Origin of the sequence: Blautia acetigignens (assembly GCF_025566865.1) — a bacterium.
Taxonomy (GTDB): domain Bacteria; phylum Bacillota; class Clostridia; order Lachnospirales; family Lachnospiraceae; genus Blautia_A; species Blautia_A acetigignens.
On record NZ_JAOQJM010000009.1, the window covers coordinates 44,062 to 69,975 of the forward strand.

22 protein-coding genes are annotated in these 25,914 nt (G+C 45.9%); 2 read left to right on the forward strand and 20 right to left on the reverse strand.

Going from position 1 to position 25,914, the window contains the following annotated elements; genetic code table 11:
• Positions 1-71 precede the first annotated feature (71 nt).
• The 4 genes from OCV70_RS11780 to OCV70_RS11795 all read right to left on the reverse strand — a co-directional run bounded on the left by OCV70_RS11780 (position 72) and on the right by OCV70_RS11795 (position 4,796).
• Positions 72-1,091: an ABC transporter permease subunit gene (locus OCV70_RS11780; protein WP_021925082.1), complete on the reverse strand. Its 1,020-nt coding sequence runs from the start codon at positions 1,089-1,091 to the stop codon at positions 72-74.
• Complete coding sequence (locus tag OCV70_RS11785) at positions 1,088-2,149, reverse strand: ABC transporter permease (RefSeq protein ID WP_021925083.1); 1,062 nt, start codon at positions 2,147-2,149, stop codon at positions 1,088-1,090. The genes OCV70_RS11780 and OCV70_RS11785 overlap by 4 nt, the downstream gene beginning before the upstream one ends.
• The gene (locus OCV70_RS11790) at positions 2,149-3,666 is read right to left on the reverse strand and encodes a sugar ABC transporter ATP-binding protein (protein WP_021925084.1); all 1,518 of its coding nucleotides are present in this window, start codon (positions 3,664-3,666) and stop codon (positions 2,149-2,151) included. Before OCV70_RS11790 ends, OCV70_RS11785 begins: the two co-directional genes overlap by 1 nt.
• Before the next feature lie 146 nt (positions 3,667-3,812).
• Entirely contained in the window at positions 3,813-4,796 is a 984-nt protein-coding gene (locus tag OCV70_RS11795; RefSeq protein ID WP_173767087.1) for an ABC transporter substrate-binding protein, read from the reverse strand.
• Positions 4,797-5,279: 483 nt separating this feature from the next.
• Here OCV70_RS11795 and OCV70_RS11800 point away from each other — a divergent pair, with 483 nt between their 5' ends.
• Entirely contained in the window at positions 5,280-6,371 is a 1,092-nt protein-coding gene (locus OCV70_RS11800) for a GntR family transcriptional regulator (RefSeq protein WP_173767085.1), read from the forward strand.
• A 6-nt stretch (positions 6,372-6,377) separates the two neighbouring features.
• On the opposite strand, the gene OCV70_RS11805 is transcribed toward OCV70_RS11800, so the two are convergent.
• From OCV70_RS11805 to OCV70_RS11840, 8 genes are all read right to left on the reverse strand, one after another.
• Positions 6,378-7,982, reverse strand: a complete 1,605-nt coding sequence (locus OCV70_RS11805; protein ID WP_243000116.1) for a response regulator — start codon at positions 7,980-7,982, stop codon at positions 6,378-6,380.
• Entirely contained in the window at positions 7,957-8,988 is a 1,032-nt protein-coding gene (locus OCV70_RS11810; protein ID WP_021925252.1) for an ABC transporter substrate-binding protein, read from the reverse strand. Before OCV70_RS11810 ends, OCV70_RS11805 begins: the two co-directional genes overlap by 26 nt.
• Entirely contained in the window at positions 8,985-10,466 is a 1,482-nt protein-coding gene (locus OCV70_RS11815; protein WP_173767083.1) for a sensor histidine kinase, read from the reverse strand. The genes OCV70_RS11810 and OCV70_RS11815 overlap by 4 nt, the downstream gene beginning before the upstream one ends.
• Before the next feature lie 42 nt (positions 10,467-10,508).
• Positions 10,509-12,494 (reverse strand): diguanylate cyclase domain-containing protein, encoded by a 1,986-nt coding sequence (locus tag OCV70_RS11820; RefSeq protein WP_173767081.1) that lies wholly within the window; start codon positions 12,492-12,494, stop codon positions 10,509-10,511.
• Between the two features lie 194 nt (positions 12,495-12,688).
• Positions 12,689-13,396, reverse strand: coding sequence for an HAD family hydrolase (locus OCV70_RS11825; RefSeq protein ID WP_021925256.1), 708 nt, complete (start codon positions 13,394-13,396; stop codon positions 12,689-12,691).
• A gap of 202 nt (positions 13,397-13,598) precedes the next feature.
• Entirely contained in the window at positions 13,599-14,990 is a 1,392-nt protein-coding gene (locus OCV70_RS11830) for a S1C family serine protease (RefSeq protein ID WP_262579715.1), read from the reverse strand.
• A gap of 351 nt (positions 14,991-15,341) precedes the next feature.
• Positions 15,342-15,845, reverse strand: a complete 504-nt coding sequence (locus OCV70_RS11835; protein WP_021925258.1) for a GtrA family protein — start codon at positions 15,843-15,845, stop codon at positions 15,342-15,344.
• A gap of 42 nt (positions 15,846-15,887) precedes the next feature.
• Positions 15,888-18,449, reverse strand: coding sequence for a glycoside hydrolase family 3 C-terminal domain-containing protein (locus OCV70_RS11840; protein WP_330385726.1), 2,562 nt, complete (start codon positions 18,447-18,449; stop codon positions 15,888-15,890).
• Positions 18,450-18,602: 153 nt separating this feature from the next.
• Between OCV70_RS11840 and OCV70_RS11845 the strand changes: the two genes are divergently transcribed.
• Entirely contained in the window at positions 18,603-19,172 is a 570-nt protein-coding gene (locus OCV70_RS11845) for a TetR/AcrR family transcriptional regulator (protein WP_021925260.1), read from the forward strand.
• A gap of 149 nt (positions 19,173-19,321) precedes the next feature.
• On the opposite strand, the gene OCV70_RS11850 is transcribed toward OCV70_RS11845, so the two are convergent.
• The 8 genes from OCV70_RS11850 to OCV70_RS11885 form a co-directional block, all read right to left on the reverse strand.
• Positions 19,322-20,527, reverse strand: a complete 1,206-nt coding sequence (locus tag OCV70_RS11850) for a sensor histidine kinase (protein ID WP_021925261.1) — start codon at positions 20,525-20,527, stop codon at positions 19,322-19,324.
• A gap of 244 nt (positions 20,528-20,771) precedes the next feature.
• On the reverse strand, positions 20,772-21,425 hold the full coding sequence (locus OCV70_RS11855) for a type 2 periplasmic-binding domain-containing protein (RefSeq protein WP_021925262.1): 654 nt from the start codon (positions 21,423-21,425) through the stop codon (positions 20,772-20,774).
• A 439-nt stretch (positions 21,426-21,864) separates the two neighbouring features.
• Entirely contained in the window at positions 21,865-22,689 is an 825-nt protein-coding gene (larE, locus tag OCV70_RS11860; RefSeq protein ID WP_021925263.1) for an ATP-dependent sacrificial sulfur transferase LarE, read from the reverse strand.
• A gap of 268 nt (positions 22,690-22,957) precedes the next feature.
• On the reverse strand, positions 22,958-23,887 hold the full coding sequence (gene cysK, locus OCV70_RS11865) for a cysteine synthase A (RefSeq protein WP_021925264.1): 930 nt from the start codon (positions 23,885-23,887) through the stop codon (positions 22,958-22,960).
• A 214-nt stretch (positions 23,888-24,101) separates the two neighbouring features.
• Complete coding sequence (locus OCV70_RS11870) at positions 24,102-24,311, reverse strand: hypothetical protein (protein ID WP_021925265.1); 210 nt, start codon at positions 24,309-24,311, stop codon at positions 24,102-24,104.
• 14 nt (positions 24,312-24,325) lie between these two features.
• Complete coding sequence (locus OCV70_RS11875; RefSeq protein ID WP_021925266.1) at positions 24,326-24,871, reverse strand: histidine phosphatase family protein; 546 nt, start codon at positions 24,869-24,871, stop codon at positions 24,326-24,328.
• Between the two features lie 37 nt (positions 24,872-24,908).
• Positions 24,909-25,649, reverse strand: a complete 741-nt coding sequence (locus OCV70_RS11880) for a LytR/AlgR family response regulator transcription factor (protein ID WP_021925267.1) — start codon at positions 25,647-25,649, stop codon at positions 24,909-24,911.
• A gap of 49 nt (positions 25,650-25,698) precedes the next feature.
• A complete protein-coding gene (locus tag OCV70_RS11885) occupies positions 25,699-25,914 on the reverse strand; it encodes a hypothetical protein (RefSeq protein ID WP_021925268.1) in 216 nt (71 codons plus the stop codon).

Here is a 25,914-nt window from a genome sequence, read left to right on the forward strand (position 1 = left end):
TGGAAATTAAATTCCGGGATGTCCAGCAGTTCTTTTATTTTCCATGCAGCCTCATGCCGCACTTCTAATCCTTATTTACTCTTTCTCTCCTTCACCAGTGCAAACACACTCTGAAGCACAATAAAGAAGCAAAGCAGAATCGCTGTTACAATGTTTGACCAGGAGCTGATCAGCTTACCATTGGTCTTAACCAATGTAGAAATAGTACCGTTGATCAATACTCCGAACAGAGATCCAAGCACATTTCCCACACCACCGGTAAGAAGGGTACCGCCGATAACTGCGGAGGAAATGGCATCCATTTCCAGTCCGGTTGCCTGTGTGGTTGTACCAGCCATTGTGTTCAGGCAATAGCAGATACCGCCGATAGAGGTAAGGAAGCTGGAAAGTATGTAAGCTTTCATCTGAGTTTTCTTAACATCAAGTCCCATCAAAGTTGCTGACTGCTGGTTTCCGCCCACTGCGTAAATGCTGCGTCCGAAACGTGTATATTTCAGCATCAGATAAATAGCAAGTACTACGATCAGCGCTACCACAACCGTTACACGAAGATAAGGATACTGCATAATTCCTTTCTTGTTCAGATATCCCCCAAAAGGAAGGGAAATCTTGTAACTGGAAAGTGTGGTAAAAATCTTGTCGGAAACAATACTTACCTGCTCTTTACAGATCACAGCTGTCATGCCTCGCGCAAAGAACATACCAGCCATAGTTACAATAAACGGCTGAATTTCCAGATAGGAAATACAGAAGCCCTGGACAACACCGAACACGATACCAATTGCAAGGATGAAAAGCATCAGCACCGGACTGGTCCAGCCCCACTGCTCAATACCAACCGCAAGGATCATACAGTCCATAGCAACTACAGAACCTACGGAAATATCAATTCCGCCGGTAAGCATAACGCATGTCATACCTGCTGTAATACAGATCAGACCAGCGTTATTGATCAGGATATTCAGGAATGTCTGGAAGCGAGTAAAACCTTTGTCCGCATATACGATACATCCTGCAGCATACATTACAAAGAATAAAACAATGGTAATCAGCAGCAACAGGTTATTGCTGTTTATCTTTTTCTTTTTCATGCCCGAGCTGCCTCCTTTCCGGATTTCTTTGTCAGCTTTTTAAAGAATGCTTTGGCTGGCTCAGCCTGAATAACTACGATGATAATAACAACGATTGCCTTAAATACCGGCGCCTGTGCAGAGGAAACACCAAGTGCATACAGGGTTGTGGTAATCGCCTGAATGGTGTAAGCTCCGATAATGGAACCTGCCAGGGAAAATTTACCGCCGCCAAGGCTGTTTCCGCCAAGTGCTACGGAAAGGATAGCATCCAGCTCCATGTTCAGACCGATGTTATTGGTATCAGCGGAATAAATTCTGGAGGTTGCAACCATACCTGCAAGGCCTGCACAAAGACCGCAGATCGCATAGCACATCAGGATGATCTTTGAGGAATTAAAGCCTGCGATACGGGAAGCTTTTTTGTTAATACCAACACTCTGGATATAAGTTCCAAGTGCAGTGTACCGAAGTACAATAGATGCAATTGCCACACAAACTGCAGCAACAATAATCGGTGTGGGGATAATTCCGCAGTAACCGCCGAGCTTCTGGAAAGATGGTACACGTACATAAACGATCTGGCTGTTGCAAAGAAGAAGTCCTACCGCACGGCCTGCCGACCATAGGATCAGTGTGGCAACCATAGGCTGGATATTCATATACGCAACCAGGAAGCCGTTGAACATACCGCAGATCAAAGTTACCAGAAGACCTGCCCCGATACCAACCAGCAGCGGATGTGCATACTGCTGAACATTTACATTTCCATATCCTGCAAGGATCATACAGCAGACACCTGCGTAAAGACTCATAACAGAACCAACGGAAATATCAGTACCGCCGGAAGCTGATACAACCAAAGTCATACCGATTGCCAGAATTGCAATTTCACTTCCACGGTTCAGGATGTCAATGAGACGTCCGTAAAGCACACCGTTTTTAATGGAAATCATAAAGAATCCAAGGGGTGCACTGCCTGTTGCAATATCATATACTACGTTGATCAGCATAACCAGGATCATACTGAAAATCGGAAGGAACAGGCGTTTCTGCGTTAATTTTTTTATGCTGCTCATCACTTGTCACCTCCTGCAATTGCTTTCATTACGTTCATCTGGTTCATATCCTGCTCATCAATCTCTCCAACCTTCTGGCCGTCTCGAAGAACCGCCATACGGTTGCAGGTACGAAGCATTTCCTCAATCTCAGAAGAAATGAAGATCAGGCTCTTACCTTCATCTGCCAGCTTCAGAACCAGCTTCTGGATCTCTGTTTTGGTACCGATATCAATACCTCGTGTAGGCTCATCCAGAATCAGGAAATCTGGATTTGTGGCAAGCCATCTTGCCAGGATAACCTTCTGCTGGTTTCCACCGGAAAGCTGCTTGATCAGAGTCTCACGGCTTGCACATTTGATCTGGAGAAGATCAATATACTTGTCTGCGATCTCACACTGCTTTGCCATAGGAATCTTTTTCAAAATGCCCTGTTTTGCCTGTACGGCAAGAATGATATTTTCTCTTACAGAAAGGTCTGCAATAATGCCTTCTGCTTTACGGTCATCAGGGAGAAGTCCCATTCCAAGATGCATAGCATCAATTGGATTCTTTACTTTTACTTCCTGGCCTTTTACCTTCAGGGTTCCGGTCTGTGCACGGTCAGCTCCGTAAATGGCACGGGCCAGCTCGCTTCGTCCGCTTCCAAGAAGTCCGGTCAGTCCGATAACCTCTCCTTTGTGAATATCAAGATCAAACGGTTTGATGGTACCAGCGTGGCTTAATCCGCGGGCTTCAATAACCATCGGCTCTTTTCTCTTATCTCCAGTAGTCTCCGGTTTGATGGATGCCAGATCATCGAAATCTTTTCCCATCATAGCTGCTACCAGCTTTACTCTCGGCAGGTCTGCAATGTCATATTCTCCTACCAGCTTACCATTTCGAAGAACTGTGATTCCGTCACATACCGCATATACCTGCTCCAGGAAATGGGTAACGAATATGATTCCAACACCCTTTTCCTTCAGTCTGCGCATCATGGTAAAAAGCTTTTCTACTTCACGGTCATCCAGTGAAGAAGTGGGCTCATCCAGGATCAGCACTTTACAATCCATATCTACAGCACGGGCAATTGCGATCATCTGCTGCAATGCCAGTGAATATTCTTCAAGATTACGTGTTACATCAATGTCAAGCTCCAGCTGCTTCATCAGTGCTGCTGCCTGACGGTTCATGGCCTTTCGGTTGACCGTGCCAAGCTTTGTTAAAGGCTCACGGCCTATGTACAGGTTCTCTGCCACTGAAAGATTCGGACAGAGGTTTACTTCCTGATATACAGTGGAGATACCCTTTTTCTGGGCATCCATGGTATCTTTATTTACAATGGGATGATCAAATCCTTCCAGATAGATTTCTCCGGCTTCAAATTTATTTACGCCAGTCAGGCATTTGATCAGTGTGGATTTACCCGCGCCATTCTCTCCCATCAGCGCACGGATTTCACCTTTTTTCAATGTAAGGTCCACGCCTTCCAGTGCTTTTACACCTGGGAATGTCATGCAGATTCCCTGCATTTTCAATACTACTCCTGCCTCCAACGCGATTCCTCCCTTCCCGTTACGAGCAACATTTTTTCATTCTCCTCATTTGCCAGCAGGACTGCGCCACAGTCCTGTTCAATGATAAGGGGGAGGAAAAATCCGCCCTGGGACTTTCCTCCCCCTGTAAGTTCACACTTTTCTAATTAGTAAGCACGTCCGTCCAGAACTTCCTGAGTCATAGTTGTTGCATATTCGCTCTCGATTCCAGGTGCTACGAATGCCTGATCCTCAACAAGTGTTGTCTTCTCATAGTCTTCGCCAGCCTGCATTTTCTCGATAACGCCCTTAACGGTCTCAGCCTGGATTGGGTTACACTCAACGTCACAGTTGATCTTTCCGTCTAATGTGTACTGAAGTCCGTCATGTGTTGCATCGAAGGAAATAAGAGTTACATCTCCGTCTACACCATAGGTGATACCTGCTGCATCCATTGCATCCATTGCGCCGTATGCTTCGTTATCATTCTGGCAGATAACTACGTTGAACTGTCCCTCGTAGGATTTGATGAAGGACTCCATAACTTCCTGGCCGCCAGCCTGTGTGAAGTCACCGGACTGGGAATCAAGGATTGTCCAGTTGTCATGCTCGCCAGCTACCTGATTGAATCCATCTGTACGTCCAAGTGTTGCGGAAGCTCCTACGGAACCTTCGATTACAAGGATGTTAGCGTCTGCATCGCCAAGATACTCAGCCAGCCAGTTTCCTGCTGTGATACCTTCGTTTGTGGTGTTTGTTCCAACCCATGCGTCATATAAGTCATCGCTTGCTTCGATTTCACGGTCTGCAATGATTACCGGGATTCCGGCATCCTGTGCTTCCTGAAGAACGGTGTCCCAGCCAGCGGACTGGATCGGAGCAATTACGATATAATCCATATCTTTACTGATGAAAGTACGAACAGCTTCAAGCTGTGCAGCATTGTCATTGTCGCAGTCTACAAGGTCAAGGCTGTATCCAGCATCTTCTGAGAAAACATCCTGATAGTTCTGGGTGTTTGCTGTACGCCAGTCTGACTCATGTCCAACCTGTGCATATCCAACTGTTACCAGATCATCTGCATATACTGGCATAGCCATCATGCTGAGTGTTGCTGCTGCGAGTGCCATAACTGCTAATTTCTTTTTCATAGTGTTTGTTCCTCTCTTTCTTTTTAAAGGTTTTACGTTTTTCTTGATGTCTATAATTTAGCTGAAATCAACATAAAATTCAATATTACTTTCCGTGTTTTTGGCAGTTTCGTCAGTTCATCCAATACAGATTTTGTTATTTTAGTAGTGAAACAAATACAGATTTGTATTATAATGATTCCTAACCTGCAAAAGGTGGAATTTTTTACGGATTATATAGGAAAAACGTTTGTTTTCTTAAGATATCCCAGAAATATTCCTCTTTTTTCCCCGTTTTTCACTGCGGCAAACTGTCCAACAACGTATAAAAAAGTTTAACTTCCCGAAAAGAAAGTAAGATTTTCTTTGGTAAAAAACCAGGAAATTTTCTATTTATAATTTTTTACGGTAGGAAAAATTATGAGATTTTTTTAACACAGTAAATAATTTTTTCATTTATAAGAACGCTGCCGGAAAAACGGCACATCTATTCAGGAGGAACCTATGGCAATCAAATATAAATGGCTCACCGAACAGCTGCGGGACTTGATTCAGGAATATATTCAAAATGGAAGGAACAGGCTGCCCGCAGAACAGGAATTATGCGCCCGCTATCGGGTCAGCCGCCAGACCGTGCGGGCTGCACTGGCAGTCCTGAAGGAATCTCAGGAAATCCGCCGGATAAAGGGCAGCGGCTCCTATATTACCGGACTTTCCGACCAGGAATCCCGCAACGTGATCGGTGTCCTAATCCCAGATGAACAGCAGTACCAATACCCCGCTTTTGTAAATAACCTTCGCACAGCCCTGGCAGCCTACGGCTATACCTGCAAAGTTTTCCCCACCTACGGTCATCAGGATCAGGAACGGCAGATTCTCCAGTTTCTCCTGAAAAATCCTCTTCGTGCCATTCTTGCAGAACCTGTAAAAAGCGCGCTGCCCACTCTCAACACCGAGCTTTATCAGATGCTTCTTCAAAAGGGAACTGCCGTCTTTTTCCTGGGCTGTGCCTACCCTGGCCTTTCACAGGTTCCGGTTCTTTCCGGCAATCCGGATTACGGAGCCAGCCTGCTGGTACAGGATCTGGCTGCCAAAGGCCATACCTGCATTGCAGGCATTTTCCAGATGGATGACCTGCGGGGACATCAGCACTGCCAGGGCTTTCTGAACGCCATGGAAAATCAGGGGCTCTTGGTTCCGGACCGAAACCTTGGATGGTTTACCACAGAAGATCTGGATGATTTCAGGCAGAATCGGGATATCCGTTTTCTGCAGAAATTCCTGGAAAAACTCACTGCTGACTGTACTGCAATCGTCTGCGAAGATGACTTTATTGCCTGGCTGTTGTGGGAAAAGCTTTCCCTCTCTTCCTCTGCTCCATTTATGGAAACACAGCCCTCTGGCAGCATCTCCCAACTGGCATTGTCGGCCTTCAATACCAGTTATCTCACCGCTTCCGGGCTTTTGCGCGCCGCCACTTTGACCAGTCCAACCCATGAGCCCGCCCAGATGGCTGCCCGGATGATTGCAGACAAATTAAAAGGACTCCCTGTCTCTTCACAGGAAGTCCCATTGCAGCTGCTGCCGCCCAAATAAAAACGATTATGCGCTGCCCTTGCTTCTGTATTCCCTTGGACTGCAGCCCATATTTTTCTTAAACACATAGCTGAAATAATGAGGATCCTTATAGCCCACCTCCTGCGCAATCTCCCCGGATGACTTATCCGTTTCGCGCAGGAGCTTCTTCGCCCGCTCCATTCTTTTTCCAGTCAGATATTCCACAAACGTCTTCTGCATCTTCTGACTGAAAATAGCACTGAAATAATTGGCACTCATATTTACAGCTGACGCAACCTCGTTCAGGGAAATGCTCTCCCTGCAGCAGTTCTCATCAATGTAATCCAGGACCTTTCTCATGGCACTGGTCCCCTGGGATTCACTTCTCTCATCCCGGATGTCCACTGCTGCCTGAAGCATATCCGTACAATACTCCGCCACCTGGGAAGCTTTCAGGCATGTTTCCTCATATTTCTCATCAATCCGGCCCACATATTCTTCCTTGGCAACGCCAAGAGATTCCAGATACATGATAGTCGTAAAACGAATGTGAAGCACTACGTAATCCCGGAACATTCTGGATTCCAGAGCCTTGCTCATACCGCTTAAATACCCCTGGACAAAATCCTGGATTTCGCAGCTGGTTCCCTTGGTAAGGAAATCCTTTATGACTTCCGGATTCAGCTGAGAAGAATCTACTCCATCCAGCCGGTTCTCTCCCTGTGAGTTTACATAATTCTCCAAAGTCTTTTCCGTAAGAACATGCAGCCCTGGCACCATAAAGCGGTATGCAAAATAGTGGTTCACACTCTGATAGCACTGGGAAAGCAGACTCAGCCTTTCGACTGGTTTTCCCACAGCCACATACCACTCCAGCTGATCCTGGTCTCCGCAGGTTCTTTCCATATATTCCACACAGTTCCCGGTCAGCTCTTCCAGTTGGGACATTTCTCCTTTCACCAGAACGCCATAGCTGTTTACATTCCAGCGGAAAAGCAGATACTGCGGATAGCGCAGAAAATAGTGAAGCACTTCGTCCTGTTTTTTCAGGAAGCCTTCCATCTTGTCCTTATTTTTCTCCTGAAGATATAAGAATAGAAGATTGTACCCTGCTGCGGTAATCTCAATGGACTGGCGGTCTGCCTCGTCGTAAATCTCCTTAACGGAAAGTTCCCCTTCCAAAATTTTCTCCATAAAACGGCGTCTGGAAAACTGCTCGTACTCCTGGATCTCATTCTGAAACTGGGTGCGGTAATCCTCCTGTTCCTGGTCTTGTTCGATCTTATCCTTCAATTCAAGAAGAACGGTTTTCAGTTTCATCCTGGTTACCGGCTTCAGCAGATACTGATCCACTCCTACCTCTATCGCCTGTCTTGCGTATTCGAAATCATCGTATCCGCTGACAATGATGATCTTCATCCGCGGAAATTCCTTGCTTACAATTTTGCTTAAAGAAATCCCATCCATAAAAGGCATCTTAATGTCTGTAATCAGCACATCCGGCCTTGTTTTTCGGATTAGAGGCAGCGCCATCTCTCCGTCAGCAGCTTCCCCCACAAAGCGATATCCAAACTGATCCCAGGGAATCCTGTCACGCAGACCTTCCCGGATCACAGTCTCATCTTCAACCAGAAATACCTTCAGCAGCATCTTCATCCTCCCCTGCATTCTCCTGCGTATATACCCGTTCCGGAACATAATACGCTTTTTCTACTTCTTTACCTGCTTCCATATCCTTTATAACCTGTTCCACATATTTTCCCTGGTCCGGATTACACTGGACGTCAATGTTGATTTCACCGTTTCTTACCAGTTCCACTCCAGCATCTACCGCGTCAAAGGAAATCACTGTGATATCGCCGTTTACGCCAGTTGTTTTGCCAGCAGCATGAATAGCCTCCAGGGCTCCGAACGTCATGTCATCATTCTGGGACACCACCACATCAATATCCTCATATTTCTCCAGAAGCCTTGCCATCTCTTCTTTGCCTTTGGCTGTGGTAAATTCTCCGTCTACCTGTTCCAGAATATTCCAGTTATGCTGGATCTTTGCAGTCTCATTGAACCCTCTGGTTCTTCCAATGGTAGCAGTTGCCCCTTTGGTTCCCTGCAAAACCACAATGTTTATTTCATCCTCATCTCTTCCCTGTTCTTTCAGGTAATCCTCCAGCCAGTATCCCGCATCCTGTCCTTCCCGGATAAAGTCAGAGCCTACCCATGTGGTATAGAGGGAATCATCCGCTACCTCCACAGTACGGTCCATAAGGATCACCGGAATCCCTGCATCCTTCGCCTCCTGAAGCACAGTGTCCCAACCGGTTTCCTCAATGGGCGAAAGCACAATGTAGTCCACCTGCTGGGAGATAAAGCTTCGGATTGCCTTGATCTGGTTGGCCTGTTTCTGTCTGGCATTGTCAAAAATCAGCAGATAGCCATTGGCTCTGGTAAAAGCATCCTGAACAGACTGGGTGTGTGCGGTTCTCCACACGGATTCACTTCCTACCTGGGAAACGCCCACTACGATTAAGTTGTCATCCTCTGCAGGAGTTTCCTGCACATTGCCGCTTCCAAAAGGGCTTCCAAGAAGAACCAGCGCTACCAGCACAAATACAACCGGCGCCACAGCCCAGATGTTTTTCTTTATAAACTGTCTCATAAGCGTGCCCCCTCCTGCTGTGGCTGTACATTTGCGGCATTCTCTGCCGGGGCTTCCAGAATAGCAGGAATCACAATCTCCACCGTAGTTCCTTTGCCCTTTTCAGACTCAATCTTCATGCCGTACTCATAACCGAAATACATATGGATACGCTCATTTACATTTGCCAGCCCAAAGCCCTTCTCCGTCTCCTGACAAGGCTTCTCGATCTGCTGGCGAAGCTGCGCAAGTTCTTCCTCATCCATACCCACGCCGTCATCCCGGACAGTCAGGCGGATAATATCCCCCTCTTTTTCCCCGTGAATGTGAATGCATCCCTTGGCACGCTTATATTTGATTCCATGATAAAGCGCATTCTCCACTACCGGCTGAAGTGTCAGCTTCAGGATCTGATATTTATAAATTACCTGATCCAGCTGAATGTCATATTCCAGAATATCCCGGTAACGCATTTCCTGGATCTGCAGATAGCTGCTGATGTGCTTCTCCTCTTCCTTAATGGAAATAAACTCCTTGCCTTTGCTGAGAATCTCACGGAAAAAGTCCGACAAGGTAACAACCATTGTCACTGCTTCGTCTGGCTCATTGGATTCGATCAGCCACACAATGGTGTCGAGTGTGTTGTAAAGGAAATGCGGCTGGATCTGCTCTTGGAGGAGGCGCAGGTCTGCCTTTCGCATTTTGCGCTCATCTTCCTTCACCTTGTCGATCAGGGACTGCATATTTCCCGCCATCTTATTAAAGCTCACCGCAAGTTCCGCAACTTCATCGTCAGAATTCACCTGTGCCCTGGCATTGAAATCTCCCTGGGCAATTTTCTCCGTCACGGAATTCAACTGCCGGATGGGCTGAAGGATTCCGGAAACGATCATCACCGCACTGACAGCCACTACTGCAATCAGCACCGCGATCAGAATGCTGCACACCACCATAAAGCGTCCAATCTGTTTTTGCAGGGTGTCTGTAACCTTTTCCATGTACCGGGTCTGATAGTAAATGTAATACTGGATGTCATCCTGGATCAGCTCTGTAAGAATATAGATATTGTTATCCAGCATCTCGATATTCTCACTGTACCGGCCTCCGGCATCGATGCTGTCCACAATATCATCCACTCTTTTTTCCAGAGCATTGATGTTTCGCAAAAGACTCTCCAGCCACAGCTTACTTTCTGATTCTGTAGTGATTGCCGTAAGTCTGGTAAACTCACTGCGCAGTTCCTCGATCAGGACATATGGATTCTTCAGGCTTTTGTCCGACTCAATGTTATCCAGCGTCACATAGCCAACTACCAGTTTATAAAGGCTTTCATCCATTTCCTCTTTGAAATTCAGGTTATAATTGTTGGCAACTGTCATGTTGCTTACAATCTCCGAATATGTGTTGCTGTAGCTTGCCATGGAAGCAAGCAGATACATTACCAGAAGAATAAACGGCAGTGTTACCACTGCCGCTAATGTAAGAATTTTCTTTTTCATAAAGCAGAGCGTACCTCCCTTTATTCAAAATCCCGTATTTTTTTATATGCTCTCAAGCAGCTTCCCTGCATGGCTTCCCTGGGAATAGGTGGGCTGCTCAGCGGCTTTCGCCATCTCTACCGGAATATTTCCTGCAATATCCTTCAGACACTCCAGAAGAAGCGGGTTGAAGGTTCCGCATTCTCCGGCAAGGATCATCTCCATTGCATTCTCATGGGTAAAGGCTTTCTTGTATACACGCTCGCTTGTCAGTGCGTCATATACGTCCGCTACAGAAACTACCTGGGCGGAAATGGGGATCTCTTCGCCCTTCAGTCCATCCGGATAGCCTTTTCCATCGTAGCGCTCATGATGCCATCTGCAGATCTGATAAGCAACCTTCACAAGCTCCTCGTCCTGGTATACGCCAAGGCTCTTCAGCATGGAGGCTCCGATCAGAGTATGCTTCTTCATCTCCTCAAACTCTTCTTTGGTCAGTCTGCCCGGTTTGTTCAGGATCTTCTCGTCGATTCCCACCTTGCCGATATCATGAAGGGCAGATGCCACTGTGATCATGTACTGATCCGACCACTGCAGATGGTATTTATCCGTCTTCTGCACAAGTCTCTCCAGTAAAAGTCCGGTGAGCGTCTTGATGTGCTGAACGTGAAGTCCGCTCTCTCCATTACGAAATTCTACGATATGGCTGAGAATATCTACCAGAATCTGACTATTTTTTTCTTTTTCCCGAATTTGATCCGTTACAAGTGTGATTAGGTACCTCTGTTTTACGTATAATTTAATGGTATTATATACACGCCGATAAACAACCTTGGAATCAAATGGACGGCTGATATAGTCAGAGACTCCCATTTCGTAAGCACGGCGTATATATGATTCTGTCTCTTCACTGGAGATCATAATGACCGGAATATCTTCCAGCCAGTGATTTCGGTTCATTTCATCCAGAACTGCGAAACCGTCCATACCAGGCATAACAATGTCCAGCAATACCAGCGAGATTCCTGCGCCATACTGCCGCAGCATTGACAGACACTCCTCCCCGCTGCAGGCCTCCATAGTCTTAAAATCAGGGTGCAGGATTTCCGCTAGTATTTCACGGTTCAATTCAGAATCATCTACGATCAGAATCTGCTGCTTCAGCTCATTACGGTCAACCTCTGTACCGTCCTCATCCTGATTTCTTATTTCATTCGTCTCTGTCACTACCAGGTTCTTATGTGTCTTCGCCTGATACATAAAGCGGTCCGCTCTTCCCACAACACTTTCAATGGTCTCATCCGCACTGGCAATGGTACCTCCAATGCTTACAGAGAGCTGGATTCTGGCATATCCCGGTATGGTAGCTGCATGGATCCTGTCCAGAATCTCCTGCAGTCTGTGGGTAAACTCTGCCTCTTTCACATTGGGAATGATCAGAAGAAATTCATCCCCGCCGTAACGAACCAGAATATCGGTCTTACGAATGTATCTGGAGATCACCTGGGTTACTGTGGCAAGGGCCATATCGCCTGCCTTGTGTCCATATGTATCATTATGCAGCTTGAAGTCGTCCAGATCGATCATTGCAATTCCGGCAGGACCCTTCTGGTTCTTCAGTTCTTCTTCGAAATAGCGTCTGTTATAAACCTTGGTCAGCACATCACTGTACAGCCGTTCATTGTAGCCGGAAAGACTGCGGATCAGGCGGTCACGGTCGCCCTGTGCAACCAGGTAATTCTTATCCATGGATTTGAGCAGTTCCATCACATATGGCTTGCCGTCAATCTCCAGATATTTCGCCATGATCTGGTAAATATCATCACCGATGAACTCCAGCTTGGATAACTCTTCTTTTTTGTAAAAAGCATCCACGGCCACATGTCCCATGCACTGGTGCGTGGGATGCTGTTCCTCTCCACAATCATCCTCTTTTTTCAATGCGTCTACGGCCGCTTCGTCGTAAAGCCACACATCATCGAAAACCTTGCGATAACAGGCCATTTCTGTTTCTGCCTGTTCCATTGTAATTTTGTAATCTGAATCCATATTTTATCTTCCTCTTCATCGTGAAGCCTGTGATGCAAAAAAATGACCGCACAGCCACAGTCACTACCGGGCTATACGGTCAGCGCCAGCTGCAAATCAGATGGCATCATCTAATTTACTAATATGTTTATTATAATCAACCAAACGTTATTTGTCTATCTTTAGTTCGCCTAACATACACGCAAAAATAGAATTCAGATTAATTTTTCTACTAATTTTCTTAGTTCTTCTTCTGTATATGCGATGTAATCCGGTTCTGCCATACCAGGTGATACTGTATATCTGTGGTGATTCATCCAGATGGTTTTCCAGCCGGCATTTTTGGCCCCCGTAATATCATTCTCCAGAGAGTCTCCCACCATATAGGTATTGGCAGGATTCATTCCCCACTTCTCTTCTGCTATCCGGAAAATCTGCACATCAGGCTTAGCTACGCCTACGCCAGCGGATACGATCAGCTGATCCTCTGTAAACCATTTGTCCAGTCCCAATGTATGAAACTTCTGCACCTGGTGGGCAAAAGGGCCGTTGGTGATCACCCCCATTTTCACGCCGGCTTCCTGGCATGTATCTAACATTCCCGCAAGGATATCGGACACATGAAGATGAGACTGATTTTCTTTATATCTTGCCTGAAAAACTTCCGCCTGTTCCCGGGTAAAAGGGATACCCATATCCTTCATGGTGTTCTCAATTCTGTACAGCCTGGACTCGTGGATAGAAACCTGTCCGCTCTCGCTGAACAGAAACATTTCCGCGCTTCTTTTCCCAAAGATCCGGTAAAACAGCTCCGGATCCGGCAGCGCTCTTCCAAGACTAAATTCACACGCCGTAAGCAACGGTTCCATCTGGCTGTACAGCGTGTCATCTATATCAAAAACCAGAGAAATTTCTTTGTTCATCAAATCGACTCTTTTCTACACTTTTCTACATTACGTGATTCAATAATTATACCGTTTTACGTCAGGATGTGCAATGGATTCTTTGAGCGCAAAAGGCGCAAAAAAAGAGACCCACCTGTTATAGATGAGTCTCTGCAGTTTCAAATCCAAACCCGGAATCAGTCTTGAATTCCAAATTCAAACTGTATTTTATTTTTGTTCTTTAGTTCCAGCCTTCGCCATACTGAAGTCCGGCACCGCCTTCATTGTTCTGCCAGTCTTCTAAGAGATTTCCGTCCTCATCGGTTGCACCATCCTGATTCTGGGAATCCTTGGAGTCTGCATTCTGTGTATCCTCGCTCTTGCCAAGAGTTACGGTAACAGTCTCTTCTTTGTATTCTTTTCCGTCTGGAACTTCAATGGTAAGCTCAACATCCTCGCCTGGCTCGTAGTAGGAAAGGAAATCAACCAGCTGTTCTTTGGTAGTTACGGTCTTGCCTGCGAACTTGGTAATGATGGATCTTGCTTCGATACCAGCATCATCTGCTGCACCGCCCTCAGTAACCTCTCTTACCAGCACGCCTTCCGGAACACCGTAAGCTTCCGTTACCGCACTGTCAACAGTCTGAACTATGATTCCAAGAACACCGTGATCCTCAACCTTATCTCTGGTCTCCTCATTCATCAGACTCTCAATAGTATCTGTTACATCAGAAATTGCGATTGCATAACCAATACCCTCAACCTCTGTGGAAGCAAGCTTTGCAGAGTTGATACCAACAACCTCACCGTTCATGTTCAGAAGAGCACCGCCGCTGTTGCCAGGATTGATTGCTGCATCTGTCTGGATCAGATTGGTAGCGGAATTGCTGTCGCTGTCATAATCACCAACCGTATCATCAGAATTCAGCTGACGGTTTTTAGCACTTACAATACCGGTTGTTACGGACTGGCCATAACCAAGGGCATTACCGATTGCAACAACCTGCTCACCAACCTTCAGGTTATCTGAATTACCAATTGTTGCGATGGAAATTGCATCCATTGTGTCGCTGTCAATATCGTCCAGGGAAACTGCAACAACTGCAAGGTCTTTCTCGCTGTCATAACCTTTTACCTTAGCTTCGCATGCTGTACTGTCGCAGAAACCAACGGATAATGTCTCTGCACCATCTACTACATGGTAGTTGGTCGCAATCAGAAGCTCTGTATCATTCTTACCAATGATGATACCGGAACCGCTTCCCTGAACCTCTCTCTGCTCAGGAGAATAAGCACCGTACTGACCAAACATTCCATAGTAGCTCTGAACCTCTTCTACAGATTTAGTTGTAATGGAAACAATGCTTGGCATTGTCTCTTCTACAATATCAGATACATCCAGGCTTCCCTTTGCTGTACTTTCTTCCTTGGAATCGGAATCATCTGATTCCTTGTCGGATTTCAGTAATGTAACCTGCTCCTTGCTAGCTGCCTGTACGCTCTGCTCATAACCTGTCAGATAGTTCACTCCTGTATATGTTCCTGCTGCAAGACCACCTGCCAGTACTGCGCAAAGACTAATGCTTGCTGCCTTTTTCAGTTTTCTCTTTAATTCTTCATTTCTATTCTTCATGATAAAAGCCTCCTTTAGAAACTCTGTTATGTTTTCTTTCAGTAACTATTCTGCAGTTACTATTCCGCGAGGTGTTTTTTGTGAACGTAGTTCACAGAAAACCCGAGAATTGCGGCGCGAAATCATGCTTTGCATGATTTCTGTGCATCGCGGAGCGGTAATTGTGAAGGTACTGAACAATTACCTCTTTCATTTGATAGTTCACAGTATAGAGACAATTTGTGTTCTCTTTGTGGGAAAAATGTGTTTAATTTGTTAAATCCTGTTTTATCTTACCATTTAAAAACCCGGACTGCAAGGCAATCCGGGTTTTGGCCTGTCACTATATCGGGCAAGAATAGCAACCAATTTTTACTTGTTTGGCATGATCCAGAATTTCATGGTTGGGTAGCTGAGAACTACCTGAACCAGAATGTTCAGCACGTTTGCAAGAGTTGGTGCAAGTGCTTCGGAAATTCCGATGTTAATGAAAAAGCTCTGGCTGTAAGCCGGAAGTGCTGCGGAAACAAGTACTAGCACAACAGCAAGTATAATGTATTTCGGAACTGCTTTTTCAAACGCTGCATTAGATTTGAAAACCAGGTTCTTCTGTACGAAAAAGTTTACGGTCTGTGCTGCTGCAGTCGCAACCAAAAAGCTTAAGAATCCGCATAATCCAAGGTTGGACTCAATGTTGTCTGCGTAGTTGAACACCAGGAATTTAAATGGTGTGTTTGCAAAGCTTTTGAAGATAAAGCCTGTGCACAGCCACATAATGATAAAGTTTGTGATGGTTGCGCAGTTTGATAATACGTTGAATTTAATGAACTCCCAGATATTCGGATGGTCTGCGATTAACTGTTTGATTTTTCCCATGATAATACTCCTTATTCTTTATTTTTCTGTCTGTATGATTTCTTATTTCTGCTCTTCCAGGTCTTTCTCATACTGCTTGTTCAGCTTCTGGTTTCTGAAAAATCCGCTGATCACTTTTCCAAGTCCGCTGAAGTGGCCGTTTACTACTCTTACAAGACCTTCCACCATTTCCATGGAAACCATGCCGCCTGTCATCTTCGCGATGGCACGGAAAGGCATGTTGTACTGGAACAGAGTATTCAGATCCGGAACTCCGGCAGCTTCGCTCTTCTTCAGTTTTTCGCCCAGCTTCTTGCAGATGAAACGGGCAATTCCGCTCTTTGCATAATACATCTGGCAGAGGGCATCGTTCATGCCAAGCTCTCCGCTCCAGCTTCCGTCTGGAATGGAATGTCCCAGAATGGTCTCGAATTCTTCGTTTCCAACCTTCTGGATTTTTCCGTCCATATAAGAAGCAACGCGATTGGTATAATATGGCATTATCTCAGTGGTTCCGATAATAGCAAGTGTATCCTGAAGACGGATATCTGCGCAGCTTGCACCGATCATAATGCTGTAAACGCCGCCTTCCACTTCCCATTTGTTTGTTTTCATATTCCAGTAGCGGAATGTTTTGTCATCGAATTTAATGGTAACGGTCTTCTCTTCGCCAGTCTTTAAGAACACTTTTGTGAAGCCCTTCAGCTCTTTTACCGGACGGAAAACCTTTGCTCCCGGAAGTCCTACATAAAGCTGTGCGATTTCTGCACCGTCGTATTTTCCAGTGTTGCGGATAGTAAAGGTAACGCCATCCGGTTTTACCTGCAGATTTTCATACTCGAAGGTAGTATAGGAAAGTCCATATCCAAATGGATAATTTACCGGAACTCCTGCAGTGTCAAAATAACGGTATCCTACATAGATTCCCTCTCTGTACTCAGAATTGCGCTCCTGAGACGGATAATAATTGTAGGAAGGAGTATCTTCATATTTCTTGATATAGGTTTCTGCCAGCTTTCCGGACGGATTGATCTTACCGGAAAGAATGTCCAGAACCGCGCCTGCACCAGCCTGTCCCATCAGTGCTGTGTGAAGCAGCGCCTTGAAATGGTGATGCCATGGCATTTCAATGACAGAGCCAGCACTGATAATACCGATCATGTTGGCGTTTGCTTTTGCAAGCTCCTGGATCAGGTTAATCTGGTTCTGAGGAATGCGAAGGTGCTTACGGTCAAGACCTTCTGTCTCGCTCTTCTCATTCAGTCCGAAGAAGAACAGGACCACATCGGAACGGCGTGCAAGATCCACAGCCTCTTTTTTCATGGCTTCGTCTTCCTTGCCGTCACGCTGATATCCGTGAACGATTCCGGTTACGGAAATTCCGCAGGACTCCAGCATGTCCTTAATGGAATCCACTTTTGTGGAGTTTACCATGGAGGAACCGGCACCCTGGTATCTTGGCTCGAATGCGAAATCACCGATCACGGCTGCCTGAACCTTCTCCCCAACTGGAAGGATTCCGCCTTCATTTTTCAGAAGAACAGCACTTTCCTCACATGCCCGGCGTGCCAGCTTATGATGCTCTTCATGCAATGCCTTTTTGTCTGCCGCTTTTTTGTAATGCTTTGCATTCTCTGTTGTAGTAAGTACCAGATCAAGAAGCTCATCTACACGCTCGTCAATATCCTTCTCGCTGATCTTTCCGCTCTCTACGCTTGCAATCAGCTCTCTTGCTGCGTCAAGACCTGGGGTAGGCATTTCCAGAGTGGAACCGTTTTTCACACCAAGGGAATGATCGTTGGACGCGCCCCAGTCTGTGATAACAGAGCCGTCAAACCCCCACTCGTCACGGAGAATATCCTTCAGAAGATGCTCATTCTCGTTGGCATAAACGCCATTTACCTCGTTGTAGCTGCTCATTACGGTTTTGGCATTGCCCTCTTTAATGGCAATTTCAAAGCCTGTAAGGTAAATCTCACGAAGTGTTCGCTCATCTACAACCGCATTCATAGCCATACGGCGAAGCTCCTGGCTGTTTACTGCGAAATGCTTTGCACACGCTGCTGCACCAGTGCTCTGTACGCCGCGGATAAATGCTGCCGCCATTTTTCCGGAAAGATAAGGATCCTCGGAAAAATACTCGAAATTACGTCCGCAAAGAGGATTTCTTTTAATGTTCAGTCCCGGTCCGAGAAGAACGTTTACTTCCTCTTCCATGGACTCTTCTCCAAGTGCAACTCCTACCTTCTGCTCCAGTTCTTCATCCCAGCTGTTTGCCATGGTTGCTGCTGTTGGAAAACAGGTTGCCGGAACGGACGGGTTGATTCCCAGGTGGTCTCCTGCGCCAGCCTGCTTACGCACACCGTTTGGTCCGTCTGAACAGAAGATTGCCGGAATGTCCAGTCTTGGAAATTCCCTTGTCTGCCACTCGCTTTTTCCGCTAAGGAACGCGGCTTTTTCTTTCAGGGTCATGTTCTCTATAATATTCTGATACTTCATTTCCTGTAAAATCTCCCTTTCTGTTGTTTCTGTTTCACTCCATTTTTCTGAGTTTACTATAGCACAACCCCGCCTGAAAAAGACGGGGTTATCATAAACTGTCATTTTATTGCGCAAGATGTACATTTTTTAGTTCCCACTGCTCCAGAACACGCAAAAATCTCCTTGCCTCACCCGCAAATTCACGTTATACTAACCCTTATTAAAAACGTTACTCTTTGTAACACAAGCTGCTTTTTGCATCCGTACTACAGAGTTATTTTTAACAGGAGCTTCACCATGGAAAAACAGAAATCTTCAAAAAACACACCCAACCAGCAGACCCGTGAGAAAATCGTAAATGCCCTTCTCACCCTGATTAAAGAAAAGCCGCTGTCCACCATTACCATAACGGAGCTTACCCAGCTGGCAGGCGTTTCCCGAATGGCGTTTTACCGGAATTTCTCCACCAAAGAGGAAGTGTTTTCTTCCCATTTGAAAGACATTCTGCAGAAATATCAGGAAGAGGACCGCAAGCAGAATCTGCAGGGAATCTACTATGACCGCGCCCACATGATCCACTGCTTCGAATATTGGTACCAGTACCGGGACTTTTTTGACGGTCTTATCCACTGCGGCTTCGGCAATATTTTCCTGGAATACCTTACCAGATACATTATCTGGAAATGGAAAAGCACCTGCCAGGATGCCAGCCAGTATTACCGGCTGTCCGCCTTTGCAGGTGCTCTGTATAATGTTTATTTCTCCTGGGCTTACAACGGATATCAGGAAACGCCCCAACAGCTCGCCCAGATTCTGAATGTTCCATGCACTGAACAGCCTCCTTGCCGTTGGCAGCCTGCTCGGTGATAATCTGGTACTCTTCCAGAATGGTGCAGATGATCTCCATATTCAGATCATTGTCCTCTGCTACCAGAATCCGTTTTCCCGGGAAAAGAAGGGCCTTTTCCGGCACAGCTTCCTTTCTCTCATCCGGGCTTACCGGGCGCAGCCTGATGTTAAAGCTGAAGCTGCTTCTCTTTGATCTTGGATTCCAGCAGCGGCTGCAGCCCCTGAACCAGTTCCAGAAGGTTGCATTTTTCCTCCACCAGACGCATCTTTCCGCTTTCAATTTTGGACATATCCAGAATGTCGTTGATTAGGCCAAGAAGATATGCGGAAGAGTGCTGGATTTTTTTCAGGCAATCCATTCTCTGTGCCTCAGTCTGACCTTCCTTCAGGGCAATCTCCGTCATACCGATGATTCCATTCATTGGCGTTCGGATCTCGTGTGACATACGGGCAAGGAAATCCAATTTGGCTTTTGCAGAAAGGTCGTGACGCTCCAGATTTATGCGGTTCTGGATAATGGCGCTGATCTCTTCCAGACACTTGCGTTCCTCTTTTTTCTCAAGGACAGCCGTGTCAATCTGGCGAAATACAATACTTCCAGAGTACTGTCCATTGTCTGCCATATGGAATACAAGATCCTGGTTCCCATTGGCAAAAGGATGGATCAGCGGCTCGTTTTCCATTGTTTCCCCGGTCAGAAGAAGCTGCTGCAGTTTCAACGCCAGGATATCCAGCACTACCGAAGTATTTCCTTCCCTGTCAAACAGGTTCAGTGCAATGGAAGAAAGAGTCATTTCTTTCAGGCGTTCGTCTTCCAGAATAAATGGCTTGGACCAGTATCCCAGATTTGCCATGTTAATATTAGCATCCACATAATCCCCTGCAGTCACGTACGGCTGATAGAAAAAGTCATCTGCACTTCGGTTTCCATTTCCCTGGAACCGAAAATCTGTACGCCACGGAGTGTCCAGTGAAATGGACATACTCTGGGAAAGCTTCTTGCTTCCGCGCTCCATCTGCAGATCTGCGTAAGAAGCCGTTTTGGTCATTGGGTCAGAATCCCGCACCCAGAAACCATTGTATTCGCATTCTTCCTCCGTGGATTTATCATTTCCCAGCACCAGGAAGATTCCTGAAGTGGAATTGTACTGCAAAACCTCTACCATATCATAGAAAACAGCTTCCAGATATTCCTCCTGCACATCGTCAGAACCCAGAAATCCCTGAATATCCATCTCATGTTCATCCAGGAGCCTGGCCAGTGCAGCATAAAGCCCGTCACTTTCTTTATTTACGCTGCTCCACTGCTCGATCATGTCATTTTCCAGGACTACCTTGCGGTTCTCTACAGTGTGGCTGTCCAGGCCAATCACCGTGTCCTCCATGCTTGTACGGATTCCGCTTCACAGTCCGTCTCACCGCCTTTCCATCACATCTCATGGTTATGAGTTTGCTGCTGCATTTAAACTATTGCAGAATTCCTCATACCAGCTCTCGAAATTCTCATCGGTGAGATACTGCGCCAGTGCCTCTTCTTTACTCTGACCGCCTGCAACAGCTTCTTCCAGAACTGCTTTATCAGCTTTTGCTTTGTCAGACAGAGAATAATCCAGAATTTTACAGGTACTGTAACCATTTGCAAAATTTCCAGGAGTATAAAAACAGGTTTTCTGGAAAAATTGGATAGCTGCTGTCTTCTGTTTCTACAGAATCCGGGAAGTACACTGCAGATGAAGTAGAACCAGTATAAGCGATAACATCTCCTGTTTTCACATCATCTGAACGGAATTTTCCCAAGGAAGCAAAATAGCCTTTCATAAACGGCACGTAATAATTATCCCAGATACGGCGAACCAATTCCTTGTCTGTGTTAAGGGTTACTTTGCCGTCTTTTACTTCAAACAGTTCCTTACCCATCTGCTTCATGCTGATAAGAAAATAATTTGACATAGAGTCTCTGCCGTAAAAGGCTTTTCCATCGGCCGGGACATCCGGGGTCTGCGCGTCCGTCCACTCATAATACCGCTGCGCCACCTGGACAATTCCCTCTGTGGTGGCAAGCTCATCTACAGTAGTTCCAGCAGCCTCTGCAAAGGGCTCCCAGTCGGTCTTGTTGAGCATAGTGATCTCAGTGGATTTGGCCACAGGGAAAAGATACAGGGATCCATCCTGGTTAAAGTAGCCTTCCTGAATGTAGGAATCTACATATTTAGACAGCTCATCTTCTGTGAAATACTGGGAAAGATCGGCAAGCTTGTGATGTATGAGCAAGCTGCTCCTGCACCTCTTTGTTTTCCGCAAATACAGGTGAATGTAATAACAGCCATTCAAAACATTCCGGTAAAAACAGCTCCGCTTTGCTCAGCATTAAATCATACATATAAGGTCCTATTGCAGCACCATCTCCAATCAAAGTAATTCCTTTCTTTGCATACTTGGAAAGATTACTGTTTCCATGACTGGTTCTTACCTTATTTCTCTTTCGTCTTCGCGAAATAAAATATTTAACATATTTCAATACCTACCCCTTCTACAAAAATCAAATTATTTTTTCATTATAACCTTTAAAGATTATACTCCTTTCAGGAATCCAATTACAACCTTGTTTATTCGCCAATTTGTGACATGAATAGATATTTGGGCATAAAAAACAGGATCGCAGCGCATATGAAACGCTGTAATCCTGTTTGCATATTTTTCAAAGTGAATTTTATTTCTTCAAAGTCTCGTTCATACTTCCCATACGGTATCCCTGGAGATCCATGGTTACGTAGGTGAATCCGTATTCTTTAAAGGCTTTTACGATCTGCTCGCGGTTTTCAAGTACTTTTGGGAGCTCGTCCGGGAGTACTTCGATTCGGGCCAGGGTGCCGTGGATGCGGACGCGCAGCTGGTGGAAGCCAAGGTCCAGGAGAAGCTGCTCGGCTTTGTCTACCATGCCAAGCTTTTCTTTGGTGATGGTCTCTCCGTATACAAATCTGGAAGACAGACAGGCAAAGGACTGTTTCTCCCAGGTTGGAAGGCCAAGATCTTTGGAAAGGGCGCGAATGTCTTCTTTATATAATTCGCTGTGGCGCAGCGGACTCTTTACCCCAAGCTCTGCTACAGCCTGAAGTCCTGGTCTGTAGTCGCCGTTGTCGTCCATGTTGGAGCCTTCTGCTACTGCATTTAATCCTTCTTTTCTGGCAATCTCCCAGATTTTCTCGAATAATTCTTTCTTGCAGATGTAGCAGCGGTTGGTCGGGTTCTGGCAGAAGCCTTCGATTTCCAGTTCTTCGGACTCTACTGTGATGTGACGGATACCTTCTTTTTCACAAAAGGCCTTGGCTTCTTCCAGCTCTCTCTTTGGAAAAGAACAGGACATAGCAGTAATCGCCAGACATTTGTCCCCCAGTACATCATGGGCAGTTTTCAAAAGGAAGGTGGAGTCTACGCCGCTTGAAAAAGCTACGGCTACGCTTCCAAGGCTGCGTAAGTATTCTTTCAGGTTCTCGTATTTGATCTGCTGTTCTTTAGTTGCAGTTGCTTCACTCATTTGATTATCCTCCTATGGAAGTTTGATGCTGTTTATCACACTGGAAGGCCTCCTCCCTGCGCGAAATAACAATTTGGTTTATGTTACTATGAAATACCCTAGTATGTCAATGGGATTAGTTATAGTTGGGTTTAAGTATATTGTTTCGCCGTTGACAAAAAGGACTGCCGCGGTGAAATGCTTTGTTCAAACATATCCGTTACGACAGTCCTTATGTTTATTCGCTTTTATAATGTTCCGTTAAGACCGCTGCGCGGCAATCCGGAATTTACTCAGTAAACAGCGGTGTAGAATAATATCTGTCACCGGTGTCTGGGAGAAGGGCTACGATTACTTTGCCCTTGTTCTCAGGTTTCTTTGCATAATTTATTGCAGCGCTTAATGCAGCACCGGAGGAGATTCCTACAAGGATTCCTTCTTTGTGAGCAAGAAGTTTCGCTGTTGCAAATGCTTCGTCAGCTTCTGCTTTATAAACTTCATCATAAATCTTGGTGTTCAGAACTTCCGGAACAAATCCGGCTCCGATTCCCTGGATCTTGTGCGGGCCAGCTTTGCCCTCGGATAATACAGGAGATGTAGCAGGCTCAAGAGCTACGACCTTCACATTCGGGTTCTGCTCCTTCAGATACTCACCAGTTCCGGTAAGGGTTCCGCCTGTACCAACACCTGCGATGAAAATATCAACCTTGCCTTCAGTATCTTTCCAGATCTCTGGACCTGTGGTAGCTTTGTGTACAGCCGGGTTCGCCGGGTTCACAAACTGTCCTGGGATAAAGCTGTTCGGGATCTCCGCTGCCAGCTCGTTCGCCTTGGCAATGGCACCCTTCATACCCTTGGTTCCATCGGTCAGAACCAGCTCTGCGCCGTATGCTTTCAGAATGTTTCTACGCTCAACACTCATGGTCTCCGGCATGGTAAGAATGATTCTGTATCCCTTAGCTGCTGCAATAGATGCAAGACCGATTCCGGTATTTCCGGAAGTAGGCTCGATGATAACGGAACCTTCCTTCAGGATTCCCTTCTGCTCTGCATCCTCGATCATAGCCTTGGCAATTCTGTCCTTAACGCTTCCTGCCGGGTTAAAGTATTCCAGCTTCACAAGAACGGTAGCTTCCAGTCCAAGTTCCTTTTCGATATTTGTTACCTCAACAAGCGGAGTATTTCCAATTAATCCAAGTGTTCCCTTATAGTATGCCATATCCATTCCTTTCCCGGCTGCCCTGCCGTATCTGCCAAAACTGCAGTTTTTATACTGGCGAAATATTATTTTCAACTGTGGTACATATTGCTTTTTCATCCGTTGAATGGATATTACCACTATTAACCCACTATGTCAATAGGTTTTTAGGATTTAATGGATAAAATTAAAATACCAGGGCTCCGAAACCTTTTGTTCTTAGGGTTTATCCTTCTTATAAAACCTCATTTACCATATCGTAAGCGTCTTCCAGTGCATCCAGCGCCTCAGTAAGAGTATCCAATTTTCTCTGGTCTGCGCCGTCCTCGTCAAACTCCTGGATCAGCGCTGCAAACTCATCCTTCAGTTCTCCCATATAATCCGCAATCTGCTCCAGCTTCTCCTCTTTTTCCATAACTGCTGAAAGATCGATAATTTTACCCATTCTGTCATTTCCTCCTATTCGTCAAAATCATAACGCACAACCGCGCAGTTCTTTACTCCAAATGCTGCATATTCCTCATTTGTCATATCATGGAAATAGGACTGCACCATTCTGGCAATTCCATTATGTGCCACCAGAATATAAGTCTTCTCCCCGGACTCTGCTTTGATCTCATCCAGCAGATTATAAATTCTCTGTGCCAGATGAAGCATGGATTCCCCACCTTCATAGTTGCAGGCGAAAATTTCTTTCGCCTTTTTGAAATCCGCACCGTTTCTTGGCGTGCCCTCCCATTTTCCAAAATTCTGCTCAATCAGCCTTGGCTCCACTCTTCTTGGAATTCCGGTGATTTCGGAAATATATCTTGCAGTTTCTGCCGCACGAATCAGCGGTGAGTACAGAATCTCATCTGCCTTAATTCCCTCTTCCGCAATCTTCCTTCCGGTCTCCACAGCCTGCTCATGACCAAATTCTGTCAGCGCAATGTCTGTAGCACCGCAAATCTTATTTTCTACATTCCAGATGGTCTGCCCGTGTCTCACAAAATATAGATGTCCCATCCTTATTCCTCCTGATGTTTTTCCAAAAACTATAAAATTATCCTGTTTTTCCCCGCATGCGGCGTCTGGTGCTTCGCCAGCTGTAATCCGCAAAGGTTTCCTGTATTTCCCTGCGCTTTAAACGGCTGATGGGAATTTCTGTCTGATCCGATAATTTCAGCACATCGGTAGGCATTGCCGCAATTTCCCGCATGGAAACCAGCGCCCAACGGATAGGGCGGCAGAACTCTTTTTCCGGCAAAACCCTCTCAAGCTCTGCAACAGACATGGATACCTCCATCACGCCTTTTTTGGTGTGGACTTTTGCCCGTTTTCCATCGGCCTCCACATAAAGGATGTCGGAAAGATAAATGCTCTCTTCCAGCCGTCCTACTTTCACGTTCACAGTCCTCAGGGAGTAAACGCTGTCGAAAAAGCGGTCCAGGATTCCGAAAAGCTTTTCTTTTTTCACAGGCTTCACAAGGTAGTGGAGCGCTTCGATGTCAAAAGCTTCCGCTGCAAATTCCGTACTGGTGCTTTCAAACACAATCTGCACCCGGCTGTTCCTGACGATCAGGGCTTTGGCAGTTTCCATCCCATTGATGCCGTCCATAAAGATATCCATAAAAACCAAAGAATACTCCGATGTATCCGAAGCCAGAAATGCCTCACCGGAAGTAAATTCCTGGATTTTCACATATAAATTGTTCTTGTCTGTATACTCAGAAAGCAGATTCACAAGAACCTGGCGGTCTTCTTCCAGGTCATCGCAAACCGCAACTTTTATTTCCCCATTCATACAGTGTCCCTCCCGATTTCATAGCTCTAGAGCGTGCTTGAAAAAGGCTCTAGAGCAGCTTCACCAGCTCATATCTCTCATCAAACACAACTGAATCCCCTTCCTCAATTCCCCCGTCATAAAGCATCTGGTCCGCCTGGCGGGTCATCATTTCGCTTCCGTCCTCGCCTCTAAGAAGCACCACTGCCATAACCGGAGACCCCTCACTTCTCTCCTCACAGCCGAAATCCACGTCTTCCTGAATTTCCATAACCTTGTACTTCAT

What these genes read in the sequence shown, in the direction of transcription:
- OCV70_RS11870 (WP_021925265.1), bottom strand. Translation starts at nt 24,311, where the DNA reads ATGGGTAAAATTATCGATCTTTCAGCAGTTATGGAAAAAGAGGAGAAG.
- OCV70_RS11805 (WP_243000116.1), bottom strand. Translation starts at nt 7,982, where the DNA reads ATGCTGCTGAAGGTATTTCTGGTTGAAGATGAGACTGTGATCCGGGAA.
- OCV70_RS11810 (WP_021925252.1), bottom strand. Translation starts at nt 8,988, where the DNA reads ATGAGACAGTTTATAAAGAAAAACATCTGGGCTGTGGCGCCGGTTGTA.
- OCV70_RS11830 (WP_262579715.1), bottom strand. Translation starts at nt 14,990, where the DNA reads ATGAAGAATAGAAATGAAGAATTAAAGAGAAAACTGAAAAAGGCAGCA.
- OCV70_RS11845 (WP_021925260.1), top strand. Translation starts at nt 18,603, where the DNA reads ATGGAAAAACAGAAATCTTCAAAAAACACACCCAACCAGCAGACCCGT.
- larE (WP_021925263.1), bottom strand. Translation starts at nt 22,689, where the DNA reads ATGAGTGAAGCAACTGCAACTAAAGAACAGCAGATCAAATACGAGAAC.
- OCV70_RS11875 (WP_021925266.1), bottom strand. Translation starts at nt 24,871, where the DNA reads ATGGGACATCTATATTTTGTGAGACACGGGCAGACCATCTGGAATGTA.
- OCV70_RS11835 (WP_021925258.1), bottom strand. Translation starts at nt 15,845, where the DNA reads ATGGGAAAAATCAAACAGTTAATCGCAGACCATCCGAATATCTGGGAG.
- OCV70_RS11785 (WP_021925083.1), bottom strand. Translation starts at nt 2,149, where the DNA reads ATGAGCAGCATAAAAAAATTAACGCAGAAACGCCTGTTCCTTCCGATT.
- OCV70_RS11800 (WP_173767085.1), top strand. Translation starts at nt 5,280, where the DNA reads ATGGCAATCAAATATAAATGGCTCACCGAACAGCTGCGGGACTTGATT.
- OCV70_RS11885 (WP_021925268.1), bottom strand. Translation starts at nt 25,914, where the DNA reads ATGAAGTACAAGGTTATGGAAATTCAGGAAGACGTGGATTTCGGCTGT.
- OCV70_RS11840 (WP_330385726.1), bottom strand. Translation starts at nt 18,449, where the DNA reads ATGTACATCTTGCGCAATAAAATGACAGTTTATGATAACCCCGTCTTT.
- OCV70_RS11795 (WP_173767087.1), bottom strand. Translation starts at nt 4,796, where the DNA reads ATGAAAAAGAAATTAGCAGTTATGGCACTCGCAGCAGCAACACTCAGC.
- OCV70_RS11880 (WP_021925267.1), bottom strand. Translation starts at nt 25,649, where the DNA reads ATGAATGGGGAAATAAAAGTTGCGGTTTGCGATGACCTGGAAGAAGAC.
- OCV70_RS11820 (WP_173767081.1), bottom strand. Translation starts at nt 12,494, where the DNA reads ATGGATTCAGATTACAAAATTACAATGGAACAGGCAGAAACAGAAATG.
- cysK (WP_021925264.1), bottom strand. Translation starts at nt 23,887, where the DNA reads ATGGCATACTATAAGGGAACACTTGGATTAATTGGAAATACTCCGCTT.
- OCV70_RS11815 (WP_173767083.1), bottom strand. Translation starts at nt 10,466, where the DNA reads ATGAAAAAGAAAATTCTTACATTAGCGGCAGTGGTAACACTGCCGTTT.
- OCV70_RS11780 (WP_021925082.1), bottom strand. Translation starts at nt 1,091, where the DNA reads ATGAAAAAGAAAAAGATAAACAGCAATAACCTGTTGCTGCTGATTACC.
- OCV70_RS11825 (WP_021925256.1), bottom strand. Translation starts at nt 13,396, where the DNA reads ATGAACAAAGAAATTTCTCTGGTTTTTGATATAGATGACACGCTGTAC.